Source organism: Streptomyces sp. S186, assembly GCF_051603415.1.
In the GTDB taxonomy this organism is placed as follows: Bacteria; Actinomycetota; Actinomycetes; order Streptomycetales; family Streptomycetaceae; genus Streptomyces.
The window spans coordinates 89,842-110,502 of record NZ_CP193933.1; the positions used below are offsets into that span (position 1 = coordinate 89,842).

The window sequence follows — 20,661 nt, forward strand, 5'->3', positions numbered from 1 at the left end:
GGGCACCTCACCCTCACGGTAGAAGACCTGGACGGCGTACGGTGAAGACATGGCCCGCCGGGGCCTGGCAGGGTGATCTGGGCCTCGTGTCCTACGCGACGCGCCGGATGTCCCAGGCGTAGTTCTCCCAGTATCCGGCCAGGCTGATGACCTCCACGGACTTTCCTGGCCTGGGGGCGTCGACCATGCGGTTCCCGCCGGCGTAGATGCCGACGTGTCCCCACCCGTCCTTGTTGAAGACGATGAGGTCGCCGGGCTGCATCTCACTGCGGGCGACGGGGGTCCCGACGTGGCGCTGTTCCTGAGAGGTGCGCGGCAGGACGACCCTGTGGCCGGTTCCTTGATACACGGCGTATGACGTCAGTCCGGAGCAGTCGAAGCCGCCGCCGGTGGAGCCGTTGATGGTGCCTCCGCCCCACACGTAGGGGGCACCGAGCTGGGTGAGAGCAGCCTTGACGATCGGGTTGGAAGCCCCACCGACATCCCCTCCAAGACCGCTGGGCTGCGCCGATGCATAGCTCTTGGCCTGGGCGAGGACTTTGTTCACGTACCAGTCGGCGTGGTTGTAGGAGTAGATCGCCTTGTAGAGGCCGTCGCTGGTGCCGGTTTTGGCGCCGTTGGCGCACAGCATCCGCGCCGCGGCATACACCGCATCGGCCGGGTCCCAAGGAGTGGGAGGGTTGGCGCCGCCCGGCGGGACCGGGTACGCGTACCCGGTGAACGTGGACGGAAGGAACTGCATCGGCCCAACCGCCCCGGCGTCTGAGCGCATGGTGGGGTGGCGGGCGTGGTCAGTCTCGACCTTGCCGATCGCAGCGAGCACCGACCAGTCCAGCCCGCGGCAGGCGGCCGGGGCCGCCTGCCGGTAGAGGGCCAGCATGTCCGGGGGTATGTCGCCCACCTGCCCACCTCGGGCCGAGAGCTGTGCCCCGGCCGCGCCCTGCTCCTCCTGGTGGCCAGCAGCGCCGTTGGCGACAGCGGCGATGAACAGCACCAACACGCCGATCAGCGCGATCGCTGCTGTAATGAGGCCGACGCCGGTAGCGATGGCGGGCTTCTTCACGGACGCCTCCCGGGCCGTGGGGGCCGGGACGGCGGGGGCTGGCGGCGCGGTGGTGCGGGCGGAGTGACGGGCCGGTTGGCAGCGGCGGCGCGGGTGCGGATGCGGTGCAGGCGCTGCTGCAGACTCGCCTGCTGGCTGGACGCCGGCGGGGTCAGCGGCCGCTGCGGCACCATCTGCGACCGGCGGCTGCGCCTCGGGGCCGCGGTGGGCGCCGAGTTGAGCGGCCGGTTCGGCGCGCGTCGCGCCGCCGGGGAGAGGGGGCCGGTGGTTCGGCGGGCCGAGCGGCCCGAGGGGCGGGAGGGCAGCTGCGGCAGGCCGCGGCGTGCACGGACGCGGTTGCTGATCCAGCGGCCGCCGATGCCGCGCCAGTACTCGTCGGCGAAGTCCCGCACCTGCGGCTCGTAGGTACGGCGCGCGTTGTCCAGGCGGTCCTTGAGCTGGGTGGCCGCGCTGGTGAGCTGGCCGGGGACTGCCTGTGCGGCGGCCGCGACGCGATGGGCGGCTCGCGGCCCGTAGACCGGCAGTCCCACGGTCGACTTCAGCCCGATGCGGCCTACCCGCATGCCGGTTCGGGCTCCGGCCCGCACGGTTCTCTCGGCGCCCCGCGCGAGACTCCCGGCACCCTTGGCCAGGCGCCCGGTGAGCGCGCGGGCACTGCCGGCCCGGCCCAGGCCGCCGCCGACCGCCCCGGCGGTGCCGCCGGTGGCGGCCATCAGGCCGAGCATCAGTGCGGCTCCGCCGATCTTGCCCAGGGTGCCGCGTCGGCCGCCACTGGCGCCGAGGTCGGAGGGGGCGGCCGCGCCGCCGAGCTTGGAGGCCCCGATGCGCGCCTTGAGCCGGGCGGCCATCTGGTGCGATTTGCGGACCAGGCGCTTGCGGAAGATCACCGCACCGACACACAGGATGTCGACGGTGACGAAGCGAACGACGATGCCGCCGGGAATGTCGCGCGGGGCAGCGGAGACCACGGCGGTGACCGCGACGACGAACACCCCGAGCCCCACCACGAGTCCGACGAGCAGCGCCAGGCCCCGGGCGATCGCGGCACCCCGCGACCACAGCCATGCCCGTCCGGGCCCCGGCAGGGTGCCGGCGATCAGCGCGCAGCGCAGCAGCATCGCCTCGGCGGCGAGCCATGCCTGGGCGGCCAGGTAGCTGCCGGCGAGCCCGATGATCAGCACGCAGACCAGCACGGCGGCCAGAAGCATGAAGAAGGCTCCCGCGAGCTTGTCCACGGACGCCTTCTTGGCCTCCTTGGCGTCGCCGGTGACACAGAGCTTCTCGAACTTCTCGTCGGGCTTGGTACCGAAGGTGTCCACGCCCCACTGCGCCGCCTTGCCCTTGACGAAGTCCTCGATCTTGCCGCCGGGCCCGGGCAGGAGGATGTCCCCGGCGCCCGGCATGTCCCTGATGGTCTTGGTCTGCTCGGCGACCTGCTGGTTGACGAAGGCCGTCTCGATCCGGGAGGACGTGAAACGCGACGCGCACTTGTCCTTGGTGTCGTCGGTGAACGTCTGACCGTAGGTGAGCACCTGGGAGGGCTGCACCACGAACGCGTTGACGAGTTCGTCGGTGATCGGTGTCGTGATGCCGGCAACTGTGTCGGTCGCCGAACGTCCGGTGGGGTCCTTGTCGCCCATGACGATGGCGGCCACGGCCACTCCCAAGTCGCGTGCCTTGCCCACCGCGCCGTCGGGGCCGAGCAGCGTCTGGGGCGGCGAGGCGAGGCTGGTGACGGCGAGCGCGGAGATCAGCAGGGACGCCGTGAGCTCACCCCAGCCGCGGGAGCGGTCACCGAAGAAGAAGTGCCACGCGGCGACGGTGCCACTGAAGGCGAGGAACAGGCCGGGCAGGCCGAGCTGGAGCAGAACGCTGTTGTAGAGGGAGTCCGATACCGCGAGGGCCGGCTTGAGGAGCAGCGAGGCCAGCTTGAAGCCGAGGGCCCACAGGAGCAGCCAACAGGCAAAGGCGACCAGCCACTTGGTGCACATGAACAGCAGGCTGGTCAGCCACTCTTCGACTTTCAGGTCCCAGTCGGACCACTCGCCGCTCTCGGAGTCCACCTTGAACGCGGAGACCGGGATGCCGTGCTCATCGGTGACATGGAAGGAGTCGAGCAAGTCGTCCTTGCCGATGCCCATCCGGTGCAGCTTCTGGCGCAGACTCTCCTTCTGCTCCCGCAGCGCCTTCCGCGACGCTGCCTTACCCTCAGCCGTCTGCGAGTACCGCAGTCCGCCGGCCGACGGCGCACCCGAACCGTTCGATGTGCCCGGCGCCGGCGTCTTACCGGAATCCGCGGAGTTGGACGGGGTGGGCTGCTGCGCACTGGCCGACGCGGACGGGGCGGGGGAGGGGGCGGCGGCCGCGTGCGCGGCCACGGCCGTGGTGAGAACGGCCGCGGCGCACAGCGCCAGCAGCAGCTGCCAGGCTCCCCGCCGCCCTATCCATGCCGTGTGCCCGGCCAGGCGCAGCCACTTCATGCCGACATCGCCGGGTCGGAGTGAATATTGGCCTCTGCCTCGGGGTCGGCGGGGATGACGACCTGCATCCCGCCGATCCGCCCGTACAGATCCCGGTGCAGGCACTCGCCGGCACGCTGCGCGCGGAGCTCGTCGTCCACGTCGATGGGGGACAGGCCAGTGGTGACCAGCTCCACCAGGTCCTCGTCGGTCGGGTCGAGGTCGAGGAAGGCCAGGCCGCGCTTGGCGAGGGTGACATCGGTCTGCCGGAAGAGGAACTTGCGGGGGAAGAGTCCGCGGATGACCTGCCCGGTGGCTGATGCCTCCGGGCCGATGTCCTCGCCGTCGTGCGACCCGGCCAGGACCCCGGCCTTGTGCTTGCGGCCGTCGCGGACGAGCTCCAGGAGCAGGGCCATGCCCTCGGGGGAGGAGGTCAGCCACCAGCACTCGTCCCACACCGCCACGCAGAACTCATGGGGGTTGGCGAAGCAGATTTCCCGGCACAGCGCCGCGATGAGATACAGCGCCGCCCGGCCGAAAGTCTTCTCGTACTCCAGCGTCGACAGCCGGTCAGCACTGAGTTCGTTTTCCTTGGGCAGGGCCAGGTTGGCGGTGGCGAAGACGATCGCGTCCGCCTTCGAGGAATCCACCACCGGCAGCGTGGGGTCGAAGATGGTGCGGGCCAGGTCCTTGCGGGCCACCGCGGCCAGCTTGCGCGCCACGGCGTTCGAGGTCGCATCGCGCTTGCCGCGTGCCTGCAGTTCGCCCACCAGCGCTGCCATGGACGGCACCGGCCCGGCCAGGGTTGCCTCGATCGCCTCCGACAGCGCGATGCCCTGGTCGCTCATGGGGCCGATGCCCAGCAGCAGCGTCAGGAACGACTCCGTACGGCGCTGCGCCTGGCCGGCGTCGCGGATGGTGCGCAGCGGGTCGAGGGAGACCTGGGCCTGGTCATCGATGGTGATGACCTGGGTGGTGCCAGGGCACGCCTTGGCGAACCGCAGCCACTCCTGCTGCGGGGTGCGGTCGACGATGACCGCCCGGCCTCGGCTTCCCGGCTGCCCCGTCTTTCGGCCGGCGGCGAGGATGTCGTACACGGCGGATTTCATCGCGACGCTCTTGCCGCCGCCGAGCTCACCGACGAACGCGGCAGACGCGGAGGCGGACTTCTGCGGGCCCAGGGACCAGTCGGTGAGCACGGGCCGGGTGCCGCCGCCGGCCAACTGCAGCCCGTACAGCGGCCCCTTGGCATCCCCCAGCGCCGATCCGGCGAAGGCGCCGGCCATCGCGAAGTCCCTCGCAAGCAGCACCTGGGCGTAGGACAGCATCACCTTCGGCGTGCGGGCGCCCGGCAGCATCCCGTAGAACAGCCGCTCCTGCTCGCCCACGGGGCGGATGAAGGTGTAGTCGTGCTTTCCGAAGTGGGTCTTCAGATCGGCGGCGCGGGCCTCGGCTTCGGCCGGGGTGGTACCCCACACGCACAGCGTGCCCATGGCCTGGACCTCGACCTCCGTTTTCGAGCGGGTCACCGCACTGCGGAAGTCCTCCATGTCTTCGGCGGCCTGATGCACATGCGACGGCACACCGGAGACCTCCCCCTCGTACTCGCCGGGCTGGTTCGCCAGCTCATTGGCCTGCCGACGCGCCCTGGCGTCGGCGACAGCACCCGGGGTGACCTTCAGGCGCATCACCCAGTCCACCGGAAACCCGAAATCGTCCAGGCTTGCGAGGTATTCGCTGCCGGGGAAGACGAACCGCTCGGGCATCTCCGCCAGCGACAGGAACGTCTGGTAGGACTCGCCCCACTCCGTGGAGACTTGCAGCCAGCGCCGCCCGAACCGGCTCTTGCCCGCCTCGTCTTCTTCCCGTCCAGCCTCGGCGGGGTTGCTGCCCTCCGCGAGGATGACCTCGCCCAGAGCTGCAGCTCCGCGGCCGCGGCTCCGTCCGGTGCTCTGCTCCGGTTCGGGCAGCAAAGGCTCCAACACTCCCCGTCGGGCGCTGTGCCCGTAGATCCACAAGATTTCCGCCTCGCTCGCCGGACGCAGCGCGATCGTCGAGGGCCACGTCCCGGCAAGCGCGCGCGCCTGCTTCAGCCGGCGCTCCTCTTCGCGGGCGCTGACCGGCGCGGGCAGCAGGCCCAGCTGCAAGGCCATTTCAGCGCGAGCCGCATCGAACGCCATGCCGGCCGCATGCTTCTTGCTGCCGGCGGGCAGCGGGACCGCCAACCAGTCCGCGCGGCTGGTGAGCTCCATGCGCTCCAACTGGTCCCACACCCGCGTCGCCAGCTGCGCGTAGCGCTCGGACGCGGCCAGGTCGACGCCGTCGGTCATCTTGCGCACCACCGCGGCCGGGTCGACCTGCGGACACAACGACAGCAGCATCGCCTCGCCCTGCAGCTGCTTGACCAGAGATTCCAGGGCGCGCAGCCGGCGTTCCTTGACGGTGCGAGAGGACTGCGCGTGACCGCTGCCCTCCACCCGCCACAGGGCCCAGCACGTGCCGTGCTTGGTCCAGATGACGTTGCCGGCTACGTGCCGGACCGGGATCCGCATTACTGCCCCCGCTCGTTCGAGTTCGTGGTGGCGGCCGGGTCGGCGGCGCGGGCGGCGAGCAGTGCGCCCACGCCCGACGCCACGCGCACGACGGGTGCGTCGGCATCCGGCCGGCCGGATGCCGACGCGATCTTCGGGGCACCGGTTGCGGGAACAGTGCGTACCGGCTTGGTGAGAGTGGGGACGGCCTGCGGCCGAGCGTTCGCGCTGCCCGTCCCGTTCGCCGGCTGCCATGTCAGCGTGCACAGCCCCACCGCGGCACCGCGCCGGGGACGCCGCACAGGGCGTTCGCCCAACCGACCGGAGCTTCCGCTCACGGCCAGCCCGAGTGCACTGGCGGCGACAGAGAGGGGGTTGCGGCCATCGATGTGGATCCGCCCGACGACGAGCGCCAGGGCGTAGGGCACACCGAGCAGCGGCAGGAGGTCCAGCACGCCGTGATGGGCCCACATCCCCCGGGTCACCAGCAGCGCCGCGATCGCGGCCAGGGCGACGAAGATCTGCGGCCAGGTGTAGGGCCCGCCCCAGATCCGGCCGCCACCGGGCCAGTTGCCGACCACGTTCTGGTGCCGACGTGCCTTGGTGTAGCAGCGGCCGATCAGCGGCTCGGGCCGCACAGCGGGGGTGCTCATCGCCGGCCGCCGTCGAGCGGGTCGATGCGGTCGACGATGCGGACCGCGGCCGGGGCCGCGTGGCCGGAGGGGTTCTTGATGTCCTCGCCGACCTTGTCCCGCAGCGCGGTCATGTTGACGACGATCGCCATGACCACCGCCCCGCCGATCGCGGCCACTGCGGCTTTCATCACGCTCTTGGTCTGGCCCCACACCAGGGCGATCGAGACGACATACATCAGCCCCAGCACGCCCACGAGGAAAAAGTTCTTGAGCTGGGTGACGAGGCTGTTGGCGTCGGAAATAGCCCCGGCCATCTGCATGAGCCCGTTCATGAGCCCTGACCTTTCTGAGGAAGTGAAGAGTTGTCGGACGTCGCCAGGGCGGGCGCGGCTTCCAGCGCGGCGATCTCCCACCGCCCGCCGCGGGCGCGCAGCTCGATCGCATACGTCATCGGCCGCCCGGTCGCGCGCGGACTATCGCCCTCGATGTCGACCAGGAGGTGCCGCTCAACGCCGTCCGGCGGGACCTGGGGGGCGGCGCCCTCGGCCGGGCCGGGTCCGTGTTCGGCGATCTGCGTGAGCGTCACCGCCGTGTACGGCGCCGGCCGCACGGGGCGCAGCGTGGTGCCGGGGGAGAGGTAGCGCTCGACATCGCCCTGCCCTGTCAGATACGCGGCGAGGAAACCGCGGATCGTCTGCACCGCCGGGTCGGAGGCCAAGGGCGTGTGCCTCGACCCGTACGACAACTCCCGGGCCTTGGCCGCCTCTGCGGTCGGGGCTGCCACCTCGGCGGGCAGCGCGGCCGCCACCCACCCGGTCGCCGTGCCCTTCGTGCCGGCTGTGGAGCGGACCGGTACCTGGAAGTAGTGGAGTTGGCCCTGGCTCGCGTCGTCCTTCGACGACCCGGTGATCCGCGCGGCTACGGTCACCGACCAGTAGCCGGCCGTGACCTGCCGCACCTGTACCGCGGATGCCGACTCCGCGCGCTCCGCCCCGCCCTGAGACGGCCAGGTCATGGACTGGGCAGCGGGGTAGAACGCCGCGAGCTCCTGCACGGCCGCATCCCCCTGCCCGGCCTTCACATAGGCCGCGACGTACAGCTCGGCGAAGCCAGCCGGTGCCACCGCATCGGCCGACGCCGGCTCTACGCGCGGCGCCTCTGCTTGCGTGGGCGCGGCTGCCGGCTGGGTGGTGGAGGCCAGCGCCCAGCCGCCGAGCAGTGGACCGGTCAGCAGCAGGCCCCAGGCGCTCCACCGCACTACGGCCGTCCAGTTCGCCAGGGCGCCCGTCGACATCGACGTGGTGGCCCAACCGGTGTCCGGCTGGGCGGATTCCTCCACCGGAGGAGCCTGTTCTTCCTTGCGGCGCCACTTCATGACCGCGGCCCCTTCCGGAGCAGATGTCCCCAGGTAGCCGTCGGGTCCAGAACCCAGATGCGCCGACCGTCGCGGCGAGCGGCCGCCAGCTGGTTCCTGACCGCTGCCTTCAGGACTTGGCTCGTTCCGTAGCCCGCAGGGCCGAACGTCGTCGCCTTCACGCCGTCACCTCGCCCTGCACGGTCTTGGACCGGGTCAGCTCGGCGATCCGCTCGCGCAGCCGCGCCGGCGGAAGCGCCAGCACCTCCCGCACCAGCACCTGCGCCTCATCGGCGTCCCGCTCCACGTACGAGTGCAGCTGCGCATGGGTGTCGGCCGAGAACGGCTCCGTCACCAACGCGACCGCCAACTGCGTTGCCCGCCGGCGAATCGCCACCAGCCGCAACTCCTCCGCCTTCAGCTCCACCGCTTCTCCCTCATGTCCCAGCCCCTCGCTCACGCCGGCTCCCTCCGCTGTGTCGGTGCGCGGAATCCCCCCGCACACACAGAGAAGGGAGCGAGATCGGCCCTGATGTGACACCGGCGCCCGAAAAACTTCCGACGGCTTCCTCACGCCGCCTCGGCCCACTGCGGCGCCGCCTGCCGCAGCCGCGACACCGCCCGGCTACGCCGTCGACGCAGCGCCACCGGGCTCACCCCCCACGCCGACGCCGCCGCGGCATCCTGCACCGCGCCCTCGCGGTAGTGGTCGCAGATCCCGGACGCCGCCTCCGTGGTGAGCACCTCGCGCTCCAGCGCCCACACCAAGAGCGCGACCATCTCTCCGCGAGCCCCCTCCAGCTCCTCCACCGCACTGGCTGCTGCCCGAAGGCCGGCCTCCTCGGCGGCCCGTGCCAACAGCACCGGTTCGACAGCGTCCGCAGGCTCAACACCACCCGGAAGAGCTGCCACCCACGCTTCATCCAGATGCTCAGAGGGCGCCAGCTCCCGCTTGAGCTCACGCGAAACCCGGTGCCACAACTCCATGCGCAGACCCGTCGCGACCCTCCGGAGCCGCCGCGCAATCGGGTAGGTGCGCACTACCTCCCACAGGGAGGCGATCACCACCTGCGCCACGTCCTCGCTGCTCTCGCCGCTGCGCACGCAGTCGCGCAGCATGCGGCAGGCGAGCGGGAGCATTGCCTGGACCAGTACGCGGGCAGCCAGTTCAGCATCCCGCCCGTCGCCGGCACTCACCCGGCGCAGCAGGACACCCATCCAGGCGTCGCTGAACTCCGGTTCGTCCCGCTCAGAGCGTTTCCGCAGAAGAGTGCACAACTCACCCAGCTCGGCGGGGGCCTGGTCCTCATCAAGCACACCGGCATCGAGCATCCAAGACCGCACCCGATCTGCGTTGCCGCGGTCAGCGCACAGCCACTCCCACTCGGCATTCAGACGTGTGACCAACGTCGGCTGTACGGCATCCACGGCAGGCTCCTTCCGGATCGACTGCCGTGAACTGTGCTCAGCACCCCTTACCAAACTGCTTGCCCCAAAACGACAAAGGAGCAGGTCAATTGGGGTATCCAGCGGGGTAACCAGTGAGGTATCCGCACCGCCGGTCTCGGGTATCCGCCTGCGGGGCCTTCCGGGGGTAGACCGTGCTGCCGTCGACGCGGAGGCTGGTTGTGTGGCATCCGCTGCGCTCGGCCAGTGCCGCGTCCGGCCAGCCTTGTCAGGCGTTGTCTCCCCGCCGCTGGTACGCCCGTGCACCTCGCTCTCGGCACCGTGGCTGATGTTCCAGAGGCCGGCAGGGAGCCTCATGGCCGGTGGCCGATGCATCGGCCATGCCCGATCTGGTGTCGTGACCGATGCCGGCCAATCGGCCACGCTGGCCAGCAGGAGCAGCGCACGCTTACTCCAGCCGCAAACTGGCCGCCAGGGTAGGTCTGGAGCGCCGCAGGCGTGGCCCCGCCACCGAAGGCGCCGCCACTCACCTCGTTGTCCGCCGACCTCACCACCGAAACCGACCACCCGAGAGGACCCAACACCTGATGTCCATATGGGCTTCGATCATTGCCGTGCTCGGTACCCTCGCCGGTGCCCTGACCGCCGGACTCCTCCAGCACCGTTCGGCACGTACCGCACGCGCCGAGGAGCGCGCCGAGGGCCACCGCCAGAACCAGCTCGGCGCCGTCACCGACTTCGCGGCCGCCCTGGACGCGCACCGCTCGGCGATGTTCCACCGGGAGCGTCTGGCCCTGACCGAGGCAGGCACCGAGCACCAGCTGGAGGCCCAGACGAGATCCCACGACACCCGGGCGGCAATCACCGCGCCCCACATCCGCCTTCAGATCCTGGTCCCCGAGCTGGCCGGCCCCGCCCAGCAGGCCGCAGATGCCACGTACGCGCTGCGCAAGGCCGTCGACCGGACCGAGCTGGACGCCCGGCGGCATACGGCCAAGGAAGCATCCGTCGCCTTCATCGCCGCCGCCGCCACGTTGCTGAGCCCCAACGACCGCTGACTGAGGGCGACCACTGCTGGCGTCCTGGCCGTCCGGTCGTGCCGGTCCCACACGCCCTACAACACTCGTAGTGGTATGTGTCATGAACCATCCCGCTCATGGCGACGACACCGAAGCGACAGCCGAACCCTCAGGCGTTGATCGAAGAGGACCTGAAAGACGGCACCGTGAAGGCGTTCCTGAAGGCCCAGGAGAAGGTCAAGGCGGCCGGGCGGGCGCTGAGGGAGGCCGAGGCGGAGCGGGATGCCGCGGCTCTCGCCACTAAGGAAGCCGATGTCGCGCGAGGGCTTCCGCAGCGTCTGGCCGACCTGTACGGCATCACGCGGCACGCGATTGAGGACATGCGTCGTCGCGGCGCGTCCACGACGTAGCAGCATCTCGAAACAACGTCAGACCCCCGGAGGCTGCCCCGGGGGTCTTCTTGTTGCGCGGGTGCCCTCATTGCCTCCGGTCGTGCAGTCGCTGGTCGTTTTCGAGGCTGCGACGGAGCCCCTCAAATCTCCTGCGGGTGACGTCCTGTCACTTCATCGCGGAGTCGTCCTGGACCGGTACCACCGTAGGTACCACCGTGGATACCACGGTGCGTTCCGCCCTACGTTCCACCGTGCGTACCACCCTGCGTACCAGGTCGGTTTGGAATGCGGGCGTATTTATGCAGGTCAGGGCGTAGGGGTATGCGGTCCCCGCTGCTGACACCTCTTCCTCAGGAGGAGGAAGAGGCAGTTTCTCTCCGTTAGGGACCCGCCGGGCGGTGCGTAGCTCGGTGGGTACTACGTCAGCTCCCGGTATTCCACGGCTTGGTGCCTGCTGCCCTGTAGCTCCTGGCGCCGGCGTCCCGGCCAGTCGGCCGCCTTCGAGACCCTGGAAGTGCCAGCCGGTGCCCGCGCCGGGGGTGTCCTCGCTTTTCGGTGGTTGTCGGTGGCGGGTGCGAGGCTGGGGGGATGGACGAGCTGATGCGCGGCCGCGTCTACGGCGCGGACCATGATGACCCCGACCCCGGCCCGCAGCCAGGTCACGTCTACCGGGAACTGGTCGGTGGCCCGCTGGACGGTCTCCTGCTTGACGTGACCGGTTGCAGCGAGAGCGAGCTGGAGGAGGGCGAGGCACTGATCACCGAGATCGGTGCGTACGGGCCGGGCGGCCGGGCCCTGTACGCACCACGACCGGCGGACGCGCATCGCTGGGACTGGGGCGGCGACGTCCCCTGACCGGGCTCGCACGGCGGGCGCAGGGCATCTGGGACCGGCAGGGTGGGGGTATGCCCAAGCCCCGGCCCCGCATCGTGGTGCATCCGCCGGCCCCGACCGGCGGCCGCCGTGTATCTGTCGATGCCGAGCGCCTGGGCGTCGCCTTCGACGTGGCCGATTTGCGGGAGTTCCTGCGCCGAGCCGGCCTGGACCCGGAGGACGTCCGACTCGACGACCCTGCGATCGAATGGCGCGGCGGCGGCCCCGATGTGTGGAACATCGCGACGGAATGACGGCGGAGAGCCCGGCGCAGTCGGCGGTGCCCGTCGGCACCCAGCCCGCCGATGGTGATCAAAACCGAAAGCGGCCGCCCAGGGCACCGTCCCCAAAGCACAGCCGGGTTCCACCGTGCCGTGTGACACTGCGCTGATGATCGAGATCGAGACCCCGCGCCTGATCCTGCGCCGCTTCCGCATCCAGGACGCGGCCGCCATGGCGGAATACCGCAATGCCCCGCACATAGCCCGCTACCAGGCATGGCCCTCGCCCCTCACCCCCGAAGCCGCCATCGAGCAGGCCCGTGTCCACAGCGAACAGGATCCCGAGCGGCCCGGCTGGTTCCAGTACGCGCTTGAACTCAAAGCCGACCGGAGTCTGGCGGGCGACCTTGGCGTGGACCTCCACGTCAACCGTCGGCAGGCCGAGATCGGCTAGACCCTCGCCCCTGCTCTGCATGGCCAGGGATATGCCACCGGAGCGGTCTGCGCCGTGGTCGGCCACCTCTTCCGCCGGGGACTGCACCGGGTCTCCGCCGAAGTCGACGCTCGTAACACCCCCTCGGCTCGCCTGCTGGAACGCGTCGGCTTCGAACTCGAAGGTCGGCGCCCCGGGTTCACCTTGAACATCAACACCGGCGAATGGGCCGACACCCTCCTCTACGGCCTGCTGGCCAGCCGCTGGAAGAAGCTGACAGCTGACCAACAGGCCGTAGAGGCCACCGGGCTCCAGCACCGGTAGACGGCCTCAGACGCCTGGCGTCGGCTTCTTCCGGGCCTCCTCCAGCAGGCTTCGGCAGGTCAAGCACAGCGGATTCCCGCCGGCGCCGTACCTCTGGCAGGGCTGGTGGCACCGCGCGCACCTTCCGACGTCCTTGGGTGCACAGTTCAGTGGCACAGGGCTCGGTGCGTTCGATGTGGGTGTGGTCATTGCGAAACCTTTCTCTCAACCTCATGACAATCCGGCAGGGCGCGGCGGCATTCCTCAGTCCACCTGGAGCTCACGATCGGGCTGGCACAGCACGCACGGCTGGACCCCGACGGCAAGTGCCTCGATCGCGTCCCGGCGGGAGATCCGCCGCATCCTGGCGCTGCGCACGGTGCACTGGCCGTGGTGCACGGCGATCGGCCGCGGATCCGCTCCGATACTCATCTGCAGCGTCCACTCCGGCGGTACCGCGGGCCGCGCCGAGGCCCGTCGGGTGGCCTCCCACTGCTCCACCTCGACAATCCGCCGGTGCACGCGCTCCAGCTGCAGCTGGAGGTATGTGGCGATTGCGTGCAGCCGCGGGAGGTCGGGAGGCAGCGGAGGAGTGTCGATCACGAGTTCGATTCTAGGGCTCCGGGGGACTTCGGAGTTCCGCCGAACCCTGTGTGACTGAGCGCTCCAGTTGGCCCCTGAGTGTTTGAGTTGGCCCGGCTGAGCGTCGCGGTTGGCCCCTGCCGTTAGGGCTTGGGTGCATCGCCCCAGCTCAGGGCATGTTCCAAGGCGGCTCGGTGCTGGGTGGTCCACCGATACTCGACCTGAATCTCGCCTACCACTCCGGCGTCGCGCAGGCGGACCATCGCGGGCTCGCCCATGTCCGCCGCGTCTGCGATGCCGCGCCAGCACCGGTCCTGCCACCACAGCACGGACGCCACCAGCTCATCACGGCTGGTGAGTCCGTAGGCGTCGGCGATCAGCCGCATCCGCCGACCGACGCCAGCAACATCGGCGTCGGGGCCGAGATGCACGTACTGCCAGCAGACGTGCGCAACGTCGTGGATGCGATCACCGGGGGCGGCAAGGTCCCAGTCGATGAACCCCACCGGCCGGAGGCCGTCAGCCGTCGGCCGATAGACGGTGTTCTTGGGTGCCAGGTCGTTGTGACACACGACCTCCGCTGTCCCAGCCAGCTCTGTACCCGCGGTCAGGTCGTGGAACTGCCGCACCAGCCGGGCTACCGCGGCCAGGCTCTCGTCCGCGTACACGTCTGCCGGCTGCTCCGCCTCCCAGGCCACATGTCCCTGTACGTAGCCGAGCACCTCCCGGCCTTGGCCATCCAGGCCGAGATGGCGCGGCGCCCCACTCCAGCCGCGTGCCTCGAACAGCTTCAGCAGCGCGGCGATGAAGTCCGCCCGCTCTGGCGGAGGGCGCCGCACCGTGTCCCCGACGCGGACGACGCGATTGATGAGTCCTCCCGGCAACGGAACCTCAGTCATCCGCCCAGACTGCCAGAGTCAGACTTGGCGGCTCTCACGAACAGCGCTCCTGGACGTCGAGGCCAACTGTGATGCTCACCGGGCCAACAAAGGTGCTCAGGGGCCAACTGGAGCGCTCAGTTGATCTGACCACCACCGCGCGGTCCTGGAATCCGCGGGACTGGCGAGGCCACCAGCGGGGCCCCGGCCGAGCTGCGAGACGAAGCTCGCAGCCGTGCTTCGGCACCACTTCCGCGCTATCCCGTCCGGTGGCAGGCTGGAGGAGCGGGAGGAGGCCGGCATGCGTGTCCCGGATATCCGGATCGGCGAGACCTACCAGGTGAAGGTCCCCCAGCGGATTCCGCCCGCCCTACGCCGCGTCCCGCACACCCCAGCGGAGCTCATCGCCCAGATGCGGCTGTATCGGCATGCAGGCAACCGGTTCGAGCTCACCGTCACCGACCTGCGCGCCGAGAACGCCACCGTCGACGGCTACGAGACCGCCACGACCAACCGCACCACTGTGCCGCTCACCTCCGAGCAAGCCGAGCGTCTCGGCCTCCCCGCCGGCCCCACCTACAAGATCGACGGTTTCGTCACTGACACCGGCGGCAACGACGCCTCGTTCACCGTCACCGTCGCCTACACCGGCCTACCCGTCACCTGGCTGCGCCCCCTCGCCGAGCCGGTCCCCATCGCCCCCAGTACCGCCCGCTTCTACCGCGCACGGATCCGGGAGAAGGCCGCCGGCCTGTCCGCCGACGAGGTCGACCGCGCCGCCGATGAAGCGCAGGAACACCAGCGCGACATGGCCGGTCAGGCACTCGACAGCTACCGCGCCGAGCAATGGCTGCGCACGGCAGAAGTGGAACACCAGGAATGGCGCCGGATCTCGTCACTCATGACGGAAACGGGCATGGGTGCCTACGACTCCAGCAAGGACCCGGAAGGCGCCGAAACGGATCCCTGAATCCGATCCCGCCGACCGCCCACATCGTCACCCCGAGTTCCCAGACGCTGCGGACCGGACGCTGGCAGACGGCCGCTGCCGTCGCTTGCTTGTGAGGTACACCTCGCGTGCCACGCACGCCGGATCGTCCCAGGACACCTCGGCCTCAGGGCTCGTGAGGCGATCGGTCATGCGGCAAGCGCGTGCATCCGTTGCACAGTGGATCGTCGCTGACGTGACCATTGCAGCGCAGGCCCCTGTCGCCGGTCATCGTGGGGACGTAATCTGTCCGACCATGACTGATGATCAGCACAATTCCGCTGGCCTGCAGGGCTTTCTAGCTCGTTTCATTACCCGGTGGCGTCACAACGGCTCGACAACGCGCAGGCTGTCGTTGGAGCAGGCCGCCGACGATCTGGAAGGCCGATAGGCACCTGCCCGAGAAGCGGCCCTGAGTGTGTCGAGGGCACCTTCGGCGATCGGGGAGGCGGCACCCAGCCAGCCGCGCGCATGGACCGAGTCGGAGCGCCTTGTGCCATCAGTGTCAGAACTGGTCGGCGCGCATCGGGACGAGTTCGGCGACCTCGAACGTCGCCCCGTACGTCGACCGCGAAGTCCTCGCCGGACAGTTCGCCCGCGAGGAAGAGTAACGACGCGCTCTGGTCGACTTCGTGCGGGGCTGGGATGCAGCGGGCGGAATGCTGCAGCTCTAGGCTGCCGCCGATGGTGCGGACGCCGGGCCCGGGTGACTGGGTTCGGGCCCGGCTGTATGGATACCGACGGTTCAACGATCCGATCGTTTGGAGGTCACACCACAGCAGACTTGGGCTCTTCGAGACAGATCGCTGGTTCCAGCTGGGAGGAGTTCAACCTCCGTGCGGAGATCATTGATGACGCCCTCGCGGCCTTGATGAGTGCCATTGGCCGGCTCGCGGTCCAGCTGCGGGATCGGATCCTGGACCAAGTCGTGGCGTCGAATCCGCCACCGGAGACTTCGTCCAGCGACTGCTCGGAGTAGGACGGGCTGCGCAAGGATGGGGGCATGATTCAGCTCGCTGGCCTCACCGCCGGCGAGGGTGGGGAGCGCGCTGCGCAACTCGCCGTCACCGAGGCCCGCCTGTTGCCTGGGGGGCTATGAGGTCGCGGGAGGAAGGGTACCGAGGAACTTTCCGAGGTGTTTCCGGACTTCTGCTGGGCTGGTCGACGGTGTGTGCGCGCTCGCACGGGGGCGCAGGGGAAGGAGGGCTGTCAGCAACGGGCCTCCGAGGGTGTCGGGGGTAAGGGTGTGGCCGCCAATGTGGTCGCTAAGGCCTTCGAGGGCTGCGAGGATGGGCAGTTGGCCGGGCGTGGCGGCCTCGCGCTGCTCCACGAGATTCCGGAAGGTGTGAGGTGTGGTGGGACTTGGGGCGTCGTAGGGCATCCCCGGTTCGAAGGACTCGATACGCCGGCTGTCCGCCCAGTGTTCAAAGGTGTGTGTGGCGTCCTCAGCGAAGTTGACTGCGAGGGTTTCGGTGTCCGCGGAGAGCTCGGTGAGGGTGTCGGGCATGAGGCCTTGGACGCCGTAGGTTTCGAAGCAGAACGCCCAGTTGCCCAGCCTGCCTGCGCGCAGGAGTGAATGGTTTCGCCCCGTGGGGATCGCCGCGTGAGCGGTCTGCCCGTCCATAGTGCGCGTGGTCTGAGGGTCGGCTCCGTAGCGTTCGAGTACGGCGCTGGGTGCGAGTTGGTGGGTGAAGGTCAGGCAGAACGCCAGGGAGCCGCTGGCGAGTACCCAGCCCCAGGAATCCGGGGTGTCGGTCATTCTCTCTCCATGGTGCGGGCCGCGCCCCGGGTCTGGACTGGCGGGGCGCGGCGTGTTGATCGGCGGTGTCAGGCTGTGATGGTCACCGTGAACTTTTCATCGTTCAGTACGCGTTCGTCCTGGACGAAGTTGCCGTACCTTCCGCCGGCCGCAGAGTTCTCGTCGTGGGGGACGTGGCCGCGTACGCAGGGCTCGTTGCCGGTCACGGGCCGCTTGTCGTCCGCGTTGAAGGTCTTCCACTCGCCGGTGACGCCGTCGCGGAGCGGGACGATCTCGGCGCACAGCCCCCCGTCGTTGCCGCCCTCCATGGTGCCGGCGAACGGGTACTCGTCACAGCTGTCGTCCTTGACGATGATCTCGTCGTATTTCACGAACGGAACGGAGCTCTTGTAACCGCAGGTGCGCTGACGGTTCTCGTAGGCAGTCCGCCGGTCGTCGTTGCGCCTGAGCGGATTGTCGACTACTCCCCAGTGGTCCTTCAGGTTGGTCTGGGCGTAGAGGTAGGTCGCGGCTGCGGCGCCGTATTCGTGCAGCGGAAGGTTGAGGTCGGCGCGCAGGTCGGCCTGGCTGTATACGCAGCCGGTGCCCCAGTTGCCCGTGTTGTCGCGCATTTCGGCGTCGCAGCGGATCTGGCGGGGGTTCGACCAGCTCACGTTGGGCTTGGTCGGGACCGTCCCGGCCTGAGTGATGTACATGTTGTACCTGGTCGACACGTGGCTGCGTCGTTGGGCGGCGACAGTGCTCTTGTAGGTGACCGTTCCGGTGGCGCTCTGGCCCAGGCTGAGCGTCTTACTTCCCGCCCAGGGGCGGTCTGCTGTCATCGTGCAGAGGCCATCGCAGGCGGCTTCGAAGGTGATGTTGAGACTCTTGACCTCGCCGGTCACTTCGGCGACCTTGATCGTTTCGGTCTCGTTCCAGGTGCCGCCCCTCGCGTCGAGGGTGGCGCTGTTGTTGACTTTGATCAACGCGGTGCCCAGGACGCCGCCCTTGTCGCCTTCAAGGGTGAAGGTCACGATCTTCCCGTTCAGGCACGAGGTATGGCGGGTGAACTGCCAGGTCCCAGGCTTGGCAGTACAGGTGTCGGCGCTTCGCTTTGCCCGCGCGGCCGGAGCTGCGTCGGCCTTGCTGGCGGCACCGGAAGACTGGACAGGAGTGTCCTGCACGCAGGCCTTGGTTGCGCCGGCAGCACGCTCGCGGGAACCGGGAGCGGTGGGCTCGCAGGTCTTTTCGGAAGTGATGGGGGCCTCGACCAGGGCGGACGGCGGCTGGGGCTGCCGAGCGTCGGGGACAAGGCTGCCGATCAGCTTGCCGTGAGGAGGACTTGTGTCAGCGTGCGCGACCGATGCCCCGGTGAGTGTTGCAGTTGCGGCAGCGGCCAGGGAGGCCGTCGCTGCCAGCAGGCGTCTGGGTATTTTCACAGAGTTGTCCTTCAATACCTGGTGTTCCTCATATATCCGCACATGAGTGCAAACAGAGGTGATGTTATGCACCGTCATCCACCGGATTGAACCGGGGTACGGATTGGGGTTCGTTGAGTGGCCCCGCGTGGCGGGCAGCTCACCAACCGGAACTGTGGACGCCAAAGGGGACTGGCTCAGGCAGCTCGAAGAAGAGCATGAGCGACCCGGTTGCCGGGCCCGGGCTGCCCGCCGTACAGCCGGGTTTCGCCCGGAGTGGTCCCCGACCTCTACGCCGGGCGATACCGTTGCAGGACACGACAGTTCTGCCTTACGGAGCCTGTGATGAGCCAACAGCCGGCCCCCGTCGACACTGCCCGGCAGCAGCTGGAGCCCGCGGCCGCTGACGCGGTCCGCGCGTATGCGGCCAAGACCCGTGCGAATGCTGACCAGTTCGCCGCCGTCCTGGAGGACATCGCCACCAACGGACTGCCCGCGGTGGAGGACTGCACACCCTGGGAGGAACTGCGCGAGGCCCACCTCGCCCGCCTCGCCGCACAGCGCCCGGCCGTCGCCTGATGGCCCCGCAGTCCAGCTCCCGCCGCGCCCGCATCGCCTTCTCCGACGCCGCAGCCAAGCAACTGGAGAACATCACCACCGAGACGGAGATCCACGCTCTCGACCGCGCCCTGGTCGTCCTCTCCGTCGCCCCCGACGCCGGCGAACCTATCCCCGGCGACACCACCGGCCCCCAGCTGCGCCAGTACACCGACGAAGTCGAGTCGGTGAGGGTCTTGTACTTCGTCACCGCGCTGCGCACCGTGGTGGTCGTGGCGTATATCGAGGTCTAGGTGCGCGACGGAACCGAGGTGCCGTCCGACAGCGTGCCGTTCTACTCCGACCTGGCCGACGCCGTGCGGCAGCACCTTGACCACTTGGTGAGCAATGAACGGAGGGACGCCACGAAAGCGCCGGAATGTGCCGACGGTTCCGTGGCGTCCCGTCCCGTGATCCGCGGAGAGCGGGTCGGCGTGAGTCGGTCAGCCGATTCCGACCTTGGACAGTGCGGTGGTCCAGTCGGTGGCGATGGCGCTGCGCGCGGCGTCGAGCTTGACGGTGCCGTTGCACACGGCCACCTTCAGCTTGTTCTCCACGGAGTCCTTGCTGGCCGCCGGCTGCTTGCCGTACCGGGGCTCGGGCCACAGGTTTTTCGGGTCCTTCGGTGCGCCGCCCAGTTCGAGGGGAATGAGGTGGTCTTCCTCGTAGTCGGCGGTGGTGGTGTCGGTGTAGCCGTACTGGCCGATCTGCTTGATCTTGAGGGGGGTGGTGTAGGAGACGGGTGGGCGAACGGTCTTGGTCCAGCCGGGTACGCAGATCGTCGAGCGAATCGTGGACTGAGTGACGTCGGGGTTGTAGGCGCCGGGCTGGCAGGCGGCGTCGGGCAGCGGCAGATGGGACTGGGAGCAGGCGGTGGCTGCGTGGGCGCTGCCAGTGGTGAGGGCGAGCCCGCCGAAGGCGAGCGCGATGGCCGCTACCGCGCAGGACAGTCGTTGTGTCGATCGCATGCGTACTCCATGTGTGGGGGGAGTGCCCGGCAGGGTCCCGGGCACGTCACGCCATGGCAGCAGCCCCGTGGTCTATGCGGGTAGATGCTCGCGGTGAACAACAGGTTTCCATTCCGAATTCTGACCGACCAGTGGCACACTTTTGGCCAACTCGTGCCCAGGGCAAGGGTTTTCGGGCCGTTCTTCGAAGCGAACGCGACAACTTGCACTTCACCCGAGGGCCGGGCGGAGCCGTCGCATCGGACGGATGGCCTGCCGCAGCATCTGGGGCTGGTGGAGTTGAACGCGCGACCGGACTCCCGAGCGTTCCGATGGTGCAGTGCTGCAGTAGGCACTGCAGCACTGCACGGCCGTGATCACGCAACCAAGGGGTCGCCGCCGGGCTGGCGGCCCCACAGGTGCACGGTGTAGCACGCGGCCTCACTCGCCCTGGCGATCGACCAGGCATTCGAGAAGCCCGGAGCCTGAAGATCGCCCACCGTGGCACCCCGCACGGCTCCAGCCCCGGCAAGACGCGGTGGGTGGTGGAGCGCACCTTCGCCTCCACCAGTTCAAACGCCTCCGCATCCACTACGAGATACGCGCCGACCTCCACCAAGGACTCCTCGAACTCGCCTGCTCCATCATCTGCTTGAGACGACTACGCATCGCATTCTGAAGACCGCCGGTACAACGCTGGCCAAGACGTCCGAACGCCTCCGCGGGCTGACGCCAGTGCAGCCGGGGTGGCCGCGAATAAATTCGCGGCCAGTGCCTCCCGGTCCCATACCGGCGTCGGCCACCGTCGTCCCGTGGGGTCCTG

General features: G+C 69.3%; 20 protein-coding genes and 2 pseudogenes. 9 read left to right on the plus strand and 13 right to left on the minus strand.

Annotated features, from left to right (window positions below; all coding sequences use genetic code 11):
- Positions 1–91: 91 nt before the first annotated feature.
- The 8 genes from ACRAS8_RS36795 to ACRAS8_RS36830 form a co-directional block, all read right to left on the minus strand.
- A complete protein-coding gene (locus ACRAS8_RS36795; RefSeq protein WP_438490779.1) occupies positions 92–1,063 on the minus strand; it encodes a C40 family peptidase in 972 nt (323 codons plus the stop codon).
- Entirely contained in the window at positions 1,060–3,543 is a 2,484-nt protein-coding gene (locus ACRAS8_RS36800) for a hypothetical protein (protein WP_438490780.1), read from the minus strand. Before ACRAS8_RS36800 ends, ACRAS8_RS36795 begins: the two co-directional genes overlap by 4 nt.
- A complete protein-coding gene (locus ACRAS8_RS36805; protein WP_438490781.1) occupies positions 3,540–6,074 on the minus strand; it encodes an ATP-binding protein in 2,535 nt (844 codons plus the stop codon). The genes ACRAS8_RS36800 and ACRAS8_RS36805 overlap by 4 nt, the downstream gene beginning before the upstream one ends.
- Complete coding sequence (locus ACRAS8_RS36810) at positions 6,074–6,706, minus strand: hypothetical protein (protein ID WP_438490782.1); 633 nt, start codon at positions 6,704–6,706, stop codon at positions 6,074–6,076. Before ACRAS8_RS36810 ends, ACRAS8_RS36805 begins: the two co-directional genes overlap by 1 nt.
- Positions 6,703–7,020 (minus strand): hypothetical protein, encoded by a 318-nt coding sequence (locus tag ACRAS8_RS36815; RefSeq protein ID WP_438490783.1) that lies wholly within the window; start codon positions 7,018–7,020, stop codon positions 6,703–6,705. The genes ACRAS8_RS36810 and ACRAS8_RS36815 overlap by 4 nt, the downstream gene beginning before the upstream one ends.
- Positions 7,017–8,063, minus strand: coding sequence for a conjugal transfer protein (locus tag ACRAS8_RS36820; protein WP_438490784.1), 1,047 nt, complete (start codon positions 8,061–8,063; stop codon positions 7,017–7,019). The genes ACRAS8_RS36815 and ACRAS8_RS36820 overlap by 4 nt, the downstream gene beginning before the upstream one ends.
- Before the next feature lie 157 nt (positions 8,064–8,220).
- On the minus strand, positions 8,221–8,502 hold the full coding sequence (locus tag ACRAS8_RS36825; RefSeq protein ID WP_438490785.1) for a hypothetical protein: 282 nt from the start codon (positions 8,500–8,502) through the stop codon (positions 8,221–8,223).
- 110 nt (positions 8,503–8,612) lie between these two features.
- Complete coding sequence (locus ACRAS8_RS36830; RefSeq protein WP_438490786.1) at positions 8,613–9,470, minus strand: hypothetical protein; 858 nt, start codon at positions 9,468–9,470, stop codon at positions 8,613–8,615.
- 566 nt (positions 9,471–10,036) lie between these two features.
- Here ACRAS8_RS36830 and ACRAS8_RS36835 point away from each other — a divergent pair.
- From ACRAS8_RS36835 to ACRAS8_RS36855, 5 genes and pseudogenes are all read left to right on the plus strand, one after another.
- A complete protein-coding gene (locus ACRAS8_RS36835) occupies positions 10,037–10,507 on the plus strand; it encodes a hypothetical protein (protein WP_438490787.1) in 471 nt (156 codons plus the stop codon).
- 98 nt (positions 10,508–10,605) lie between these two features.
- The gene (locus ACRAS8_RS36840; RefSeq protein ID WP_438490788.1) at positions 10,606–10,878 is read left to right on the plus strand and encodes a hypothetical protein; all 273 of its coding nucleotides are present in this window, start codon (positions 10,606–10,608) and stop codon (positions 10,876–10,878) included.
- 570 nt (positions 10,879–11,448) lie between these two features.
- Positions 11,449–11,715, plus strand: a complete 267-nt coding sequence (locus tag ACRAS8_RS36845; protein ID WP_438490789.1) for a hypothetical protein — start codon at positions 11,449–11,451, stop codon at positions 11,713–11,715.
- A gap of 50 nt (positions 11,716–11,765) precedes the next feature.
- Entirely contained in the window at positions 11,766–11,987 is a 222-nt protein-coding gene (locus ACRAS8_RS36850) for a hypothetical protein (protein WP_438490790.1), read from the plus strand.
- Positions 11,988–12,123: 136 nt separating this feature from the next.
- A pseudogene (locus ACRAS8_RS36855) lies at positions 12,124–12,711 on the plus strand (GNAT family N-acetyltransferase).
- Positions 12,712–12,954: 243 nt separating this feature from the next.
- On the opposite strand, the gene ACRAS8_RS36860 reads toward ACRAS8_RS36855, so the two are convergent.
- Both ACRAS8_RS36860 and ACRAS8_RS36865 read right to left on the minus strand, forming a co-directional pair.
- Positions 12,955–13,293, minus strand: a complete 339-nt coding sequence (locus tag ACRAS8_RS36860) for a DUF6233 domain-containing protein (protein WP_438490791.1) — start codon at positions 13,291–13,293, stop codon at positions 12,955–12,957.
- 122 nt (positions 13,294–13,415) lie between these two features.
- Positions 13,416–14,171, minus strand: coding sequence for a phosphotransferase (locus tag ACRAS8_RS36865; protein WP_438490792.1), 756 nt, complete (start codon positions 14,169–14,171; stop codon positions 13,416–13,418).
- A gap of 280 nt (positions 14,172–14,451) precedes the next feature.
- Between ACRAS8_RS36865 and ACRAS8_RS36870 the strand changes: the two genes are divergently transcribed.
- On the plus strand, positions 14,452–15,120 hold the full coding sequence (locus ACRAS8_RS36870) for a hypothetical protein (protein ID WP_438490793.1): 669 nt from the start codon (positions 14,452–14,454) through the stop codon (positions 15,118–15,120).
- A gap of 1,111 nt (positions 15,121–16,231) precedes the next feature.
- On the opposite strand, the gene ACRAS8_RS36875 is transcribed toward ACRAS8_RS36870, so the two are convergent.
- Entirely contained in the window at positions 16,232–16,897 is a 666-nt protein-coding gene (locus tag ACRAS8_RS36875; protein WP_438490794.1) for a DUF6461 domain-containing protein, read from the minus strand.
- A 68-nt stretch (positions 16,898–16,965) separates the two neighbouring features.
- Positions 16,966–18,393 carry a NucA/NucB deoxyribonuclease domain-containing protein gene (locus ACRAS8_RS36880; RefSeq protein WP_438490795.1) on the minus strand — a complete coding sequence of 476 codons (1,428 nt, stop codon included), beginning with the start codon at positions 18,391–18,393 and terminating at the stop codon, positions 16,966–16,968.
- A 246-nt stretch (positions 18,394–18,639) separates the two neighbouring features.
- Between ACRAS8_RS36880 and ACRAS8_RS36885 the strand changes: the two genes are divergently transcribed.
- Positions 18,640–18,873 (plus strand): hypothetical protein, encoded by a 234-nt coding sequence (locus tag ACRAS8_RS36885; protein WP_438490796.1) that lies wholly within the window; start codon positions 18,640–18,642, stop codon positions 18,871–18,873.
- Entirely contained in the window at positions 18,873–19,145 is a 273-nt protein-coding gene (locus ACRAS8_RS36890) for a hypothetical protein (protein ID WP_438490797.1), read from the plus strand. The genes ACRAS8_RS36885 and ACRAS8_RS36890 overlap by 1 nt, the downstream gene beginning before the upstream one ends.
- A gap of 189 nt (positions 19,146–19,334) precedes the next feature.
- Here ACRAS8_RS36890 and ACRAS8_RS36895 read toward each other — a convergent pair whose 3' ends face one another.
- Positions 19,335–19,859: a hypothetical protein gene (locus tag ACRAS8_RS36895; RefSeq protein ID WP_438490798.1), complete on the minus strand. Its 525-nt coding sequence runs from the start codon at positions 19,857–19,859 to the stop codon at positions 19,335–19,337.
- A 467-nt stretch (positions 19,860–20,326) separates the two neighbouring features.
- On the opposite strand from ACRAS8_RS36895, the pseudogene ACRAS8_RS36900 reads away from it, so the two are divergent.
- A pseudogene (locus tag ACRAS8_RS36900) lies at positions 20,327–20,517 on the plus strand (IS5/IS1182 family transposase); the annotation flags it as partial.
- Positions 20,518–20,661 lie beyond the last annotated feature (144 nt).

What these genes read in the sequence shown, in the direction of transcription:
- ACRAS8_RS36835 (WP_438490787.1), top strand. Translation starts at nt 10,037, where the DNA reads ATGTCCATATGGGCTTCGATCATTGCCGTGCTCGGTACCCTCGCCGGT.
- ACRAS8_RS36875 (WP_438490794.1), bottom strand. Translation starts at nt 16,897, where the DNA reads ATGACCGACACCCCGGATTCCTGGGGCTGGGTACTCGCCAGCGGCTCC.
- ACRAS8_RS36845 (WP_438490789.1), top strand. Translation starts at nt 11,449, where the DNA reads ATGGACGAGCTGATGCGCGGCCGCGTCTACGGCGCGGACCATGATGAC.
- ACRAS8_RS36895 (WP_438490798.1), bottom strand. Translation starts at nt 19,859, where the DNA reads ATGCGATCGACACAACGACTGTCCTGCGCGGTAGCGGCCATCGCGCTC.
- ACRAS8_RS36840 (WP_438490788.1), top strand. Translation starts at nt 10,606, where the DNA reads ATGGCGACGACACCGAAGCGACAGCCGAACCCTCAGGCGTTGATCGAA.
- ACRAS8_RS36810 (WP_438490782.1), bottom strand. Translation starts at nt 6,706, where the DNA reads ATGAGCACCCCCGCTGTGCGGCCCGAGCCGCTGATCGGCCGCTGCTAC.
- ACRAS8_RS36870 (WP_438490793.1), top strand. Translation starts at nt 14,452, where the DNA reads ATGCGTGTCCCGGATATCCGGATCGGCGAGACCTACCAGGTGAAGGTC.
- ACRAS8_RS36850 (WP_438490790.1), top strand. Translation starts at nt 11,766, where the DNA reads ATGCCCAAGCCCCGGCCCCGCATCGTGGTGCATCCGCCGGCCCCGACC.
- ACRAS8_RS36880 (WP_438490795.1), bottom strand. Translation starts at nt 18,393, where the DNA reads ATGACGGTGCATAACATCACCTCTGTTTGCACTCATGTGCGGATATAT.
- ACRAS8_RS36885 (WP_438490796.1), top strand. Translation starts at nt 18,640, where the DNA reads ATGAGCCAACAGCCGGCCCCCGTCGACACTGCCCGGCAGCAGCTGGAG.
- ACRAS8_RS36820 (WP_438490784.1), bottom strand. Translation starts at nt 8,063, where the DNA reads ATGAAGTGGCGCCGCAAGGAAGAACAGGCTCCTCCGGTGGAGGAATCC.
- ACRAS8_RS36800 (WP_438490780.1), bottom strand. Translation starts at nt 3,543, where the DNA reads ATGAAGTGGCTGCGCCTGGCCGGGCACACGGCATGGATAGGGCGGCGG.
- ACRAS8_RS36805 (WP_438490781.1), bottom strand. Translation starts at nt 6,074, where the DNA reads ATGCGGATCCCGGTCCGGCACGTAGCCGGCAACGTCATCTGGACCAAG.
- ACRAS8_RS36815 (WP_438490783.1), bottom strand. Translation starts at nt 7,020, where the DNA reads ATGAACGGGCTCATGCAGATGGCCGGGGCTATTTCCGACGCCAACAGC.
- ACRAS8_RS36865 (WP_438490792.1), bottom strand. Translation starts at nt 14,171, where the DNA reads ATGACTGAGGTTCCGTTGCCGGGAGGACTCATCAATCGCGTCGTCCGC.
- ACRAS8_RS36890 (WP_438490797.1), top strand. Translation starts at nt 18,873, where the DNA reads ATGGCCCCGCAGTCCAGCTCCCGCCGCGCCCGCATCGCCTTCTCCGAC.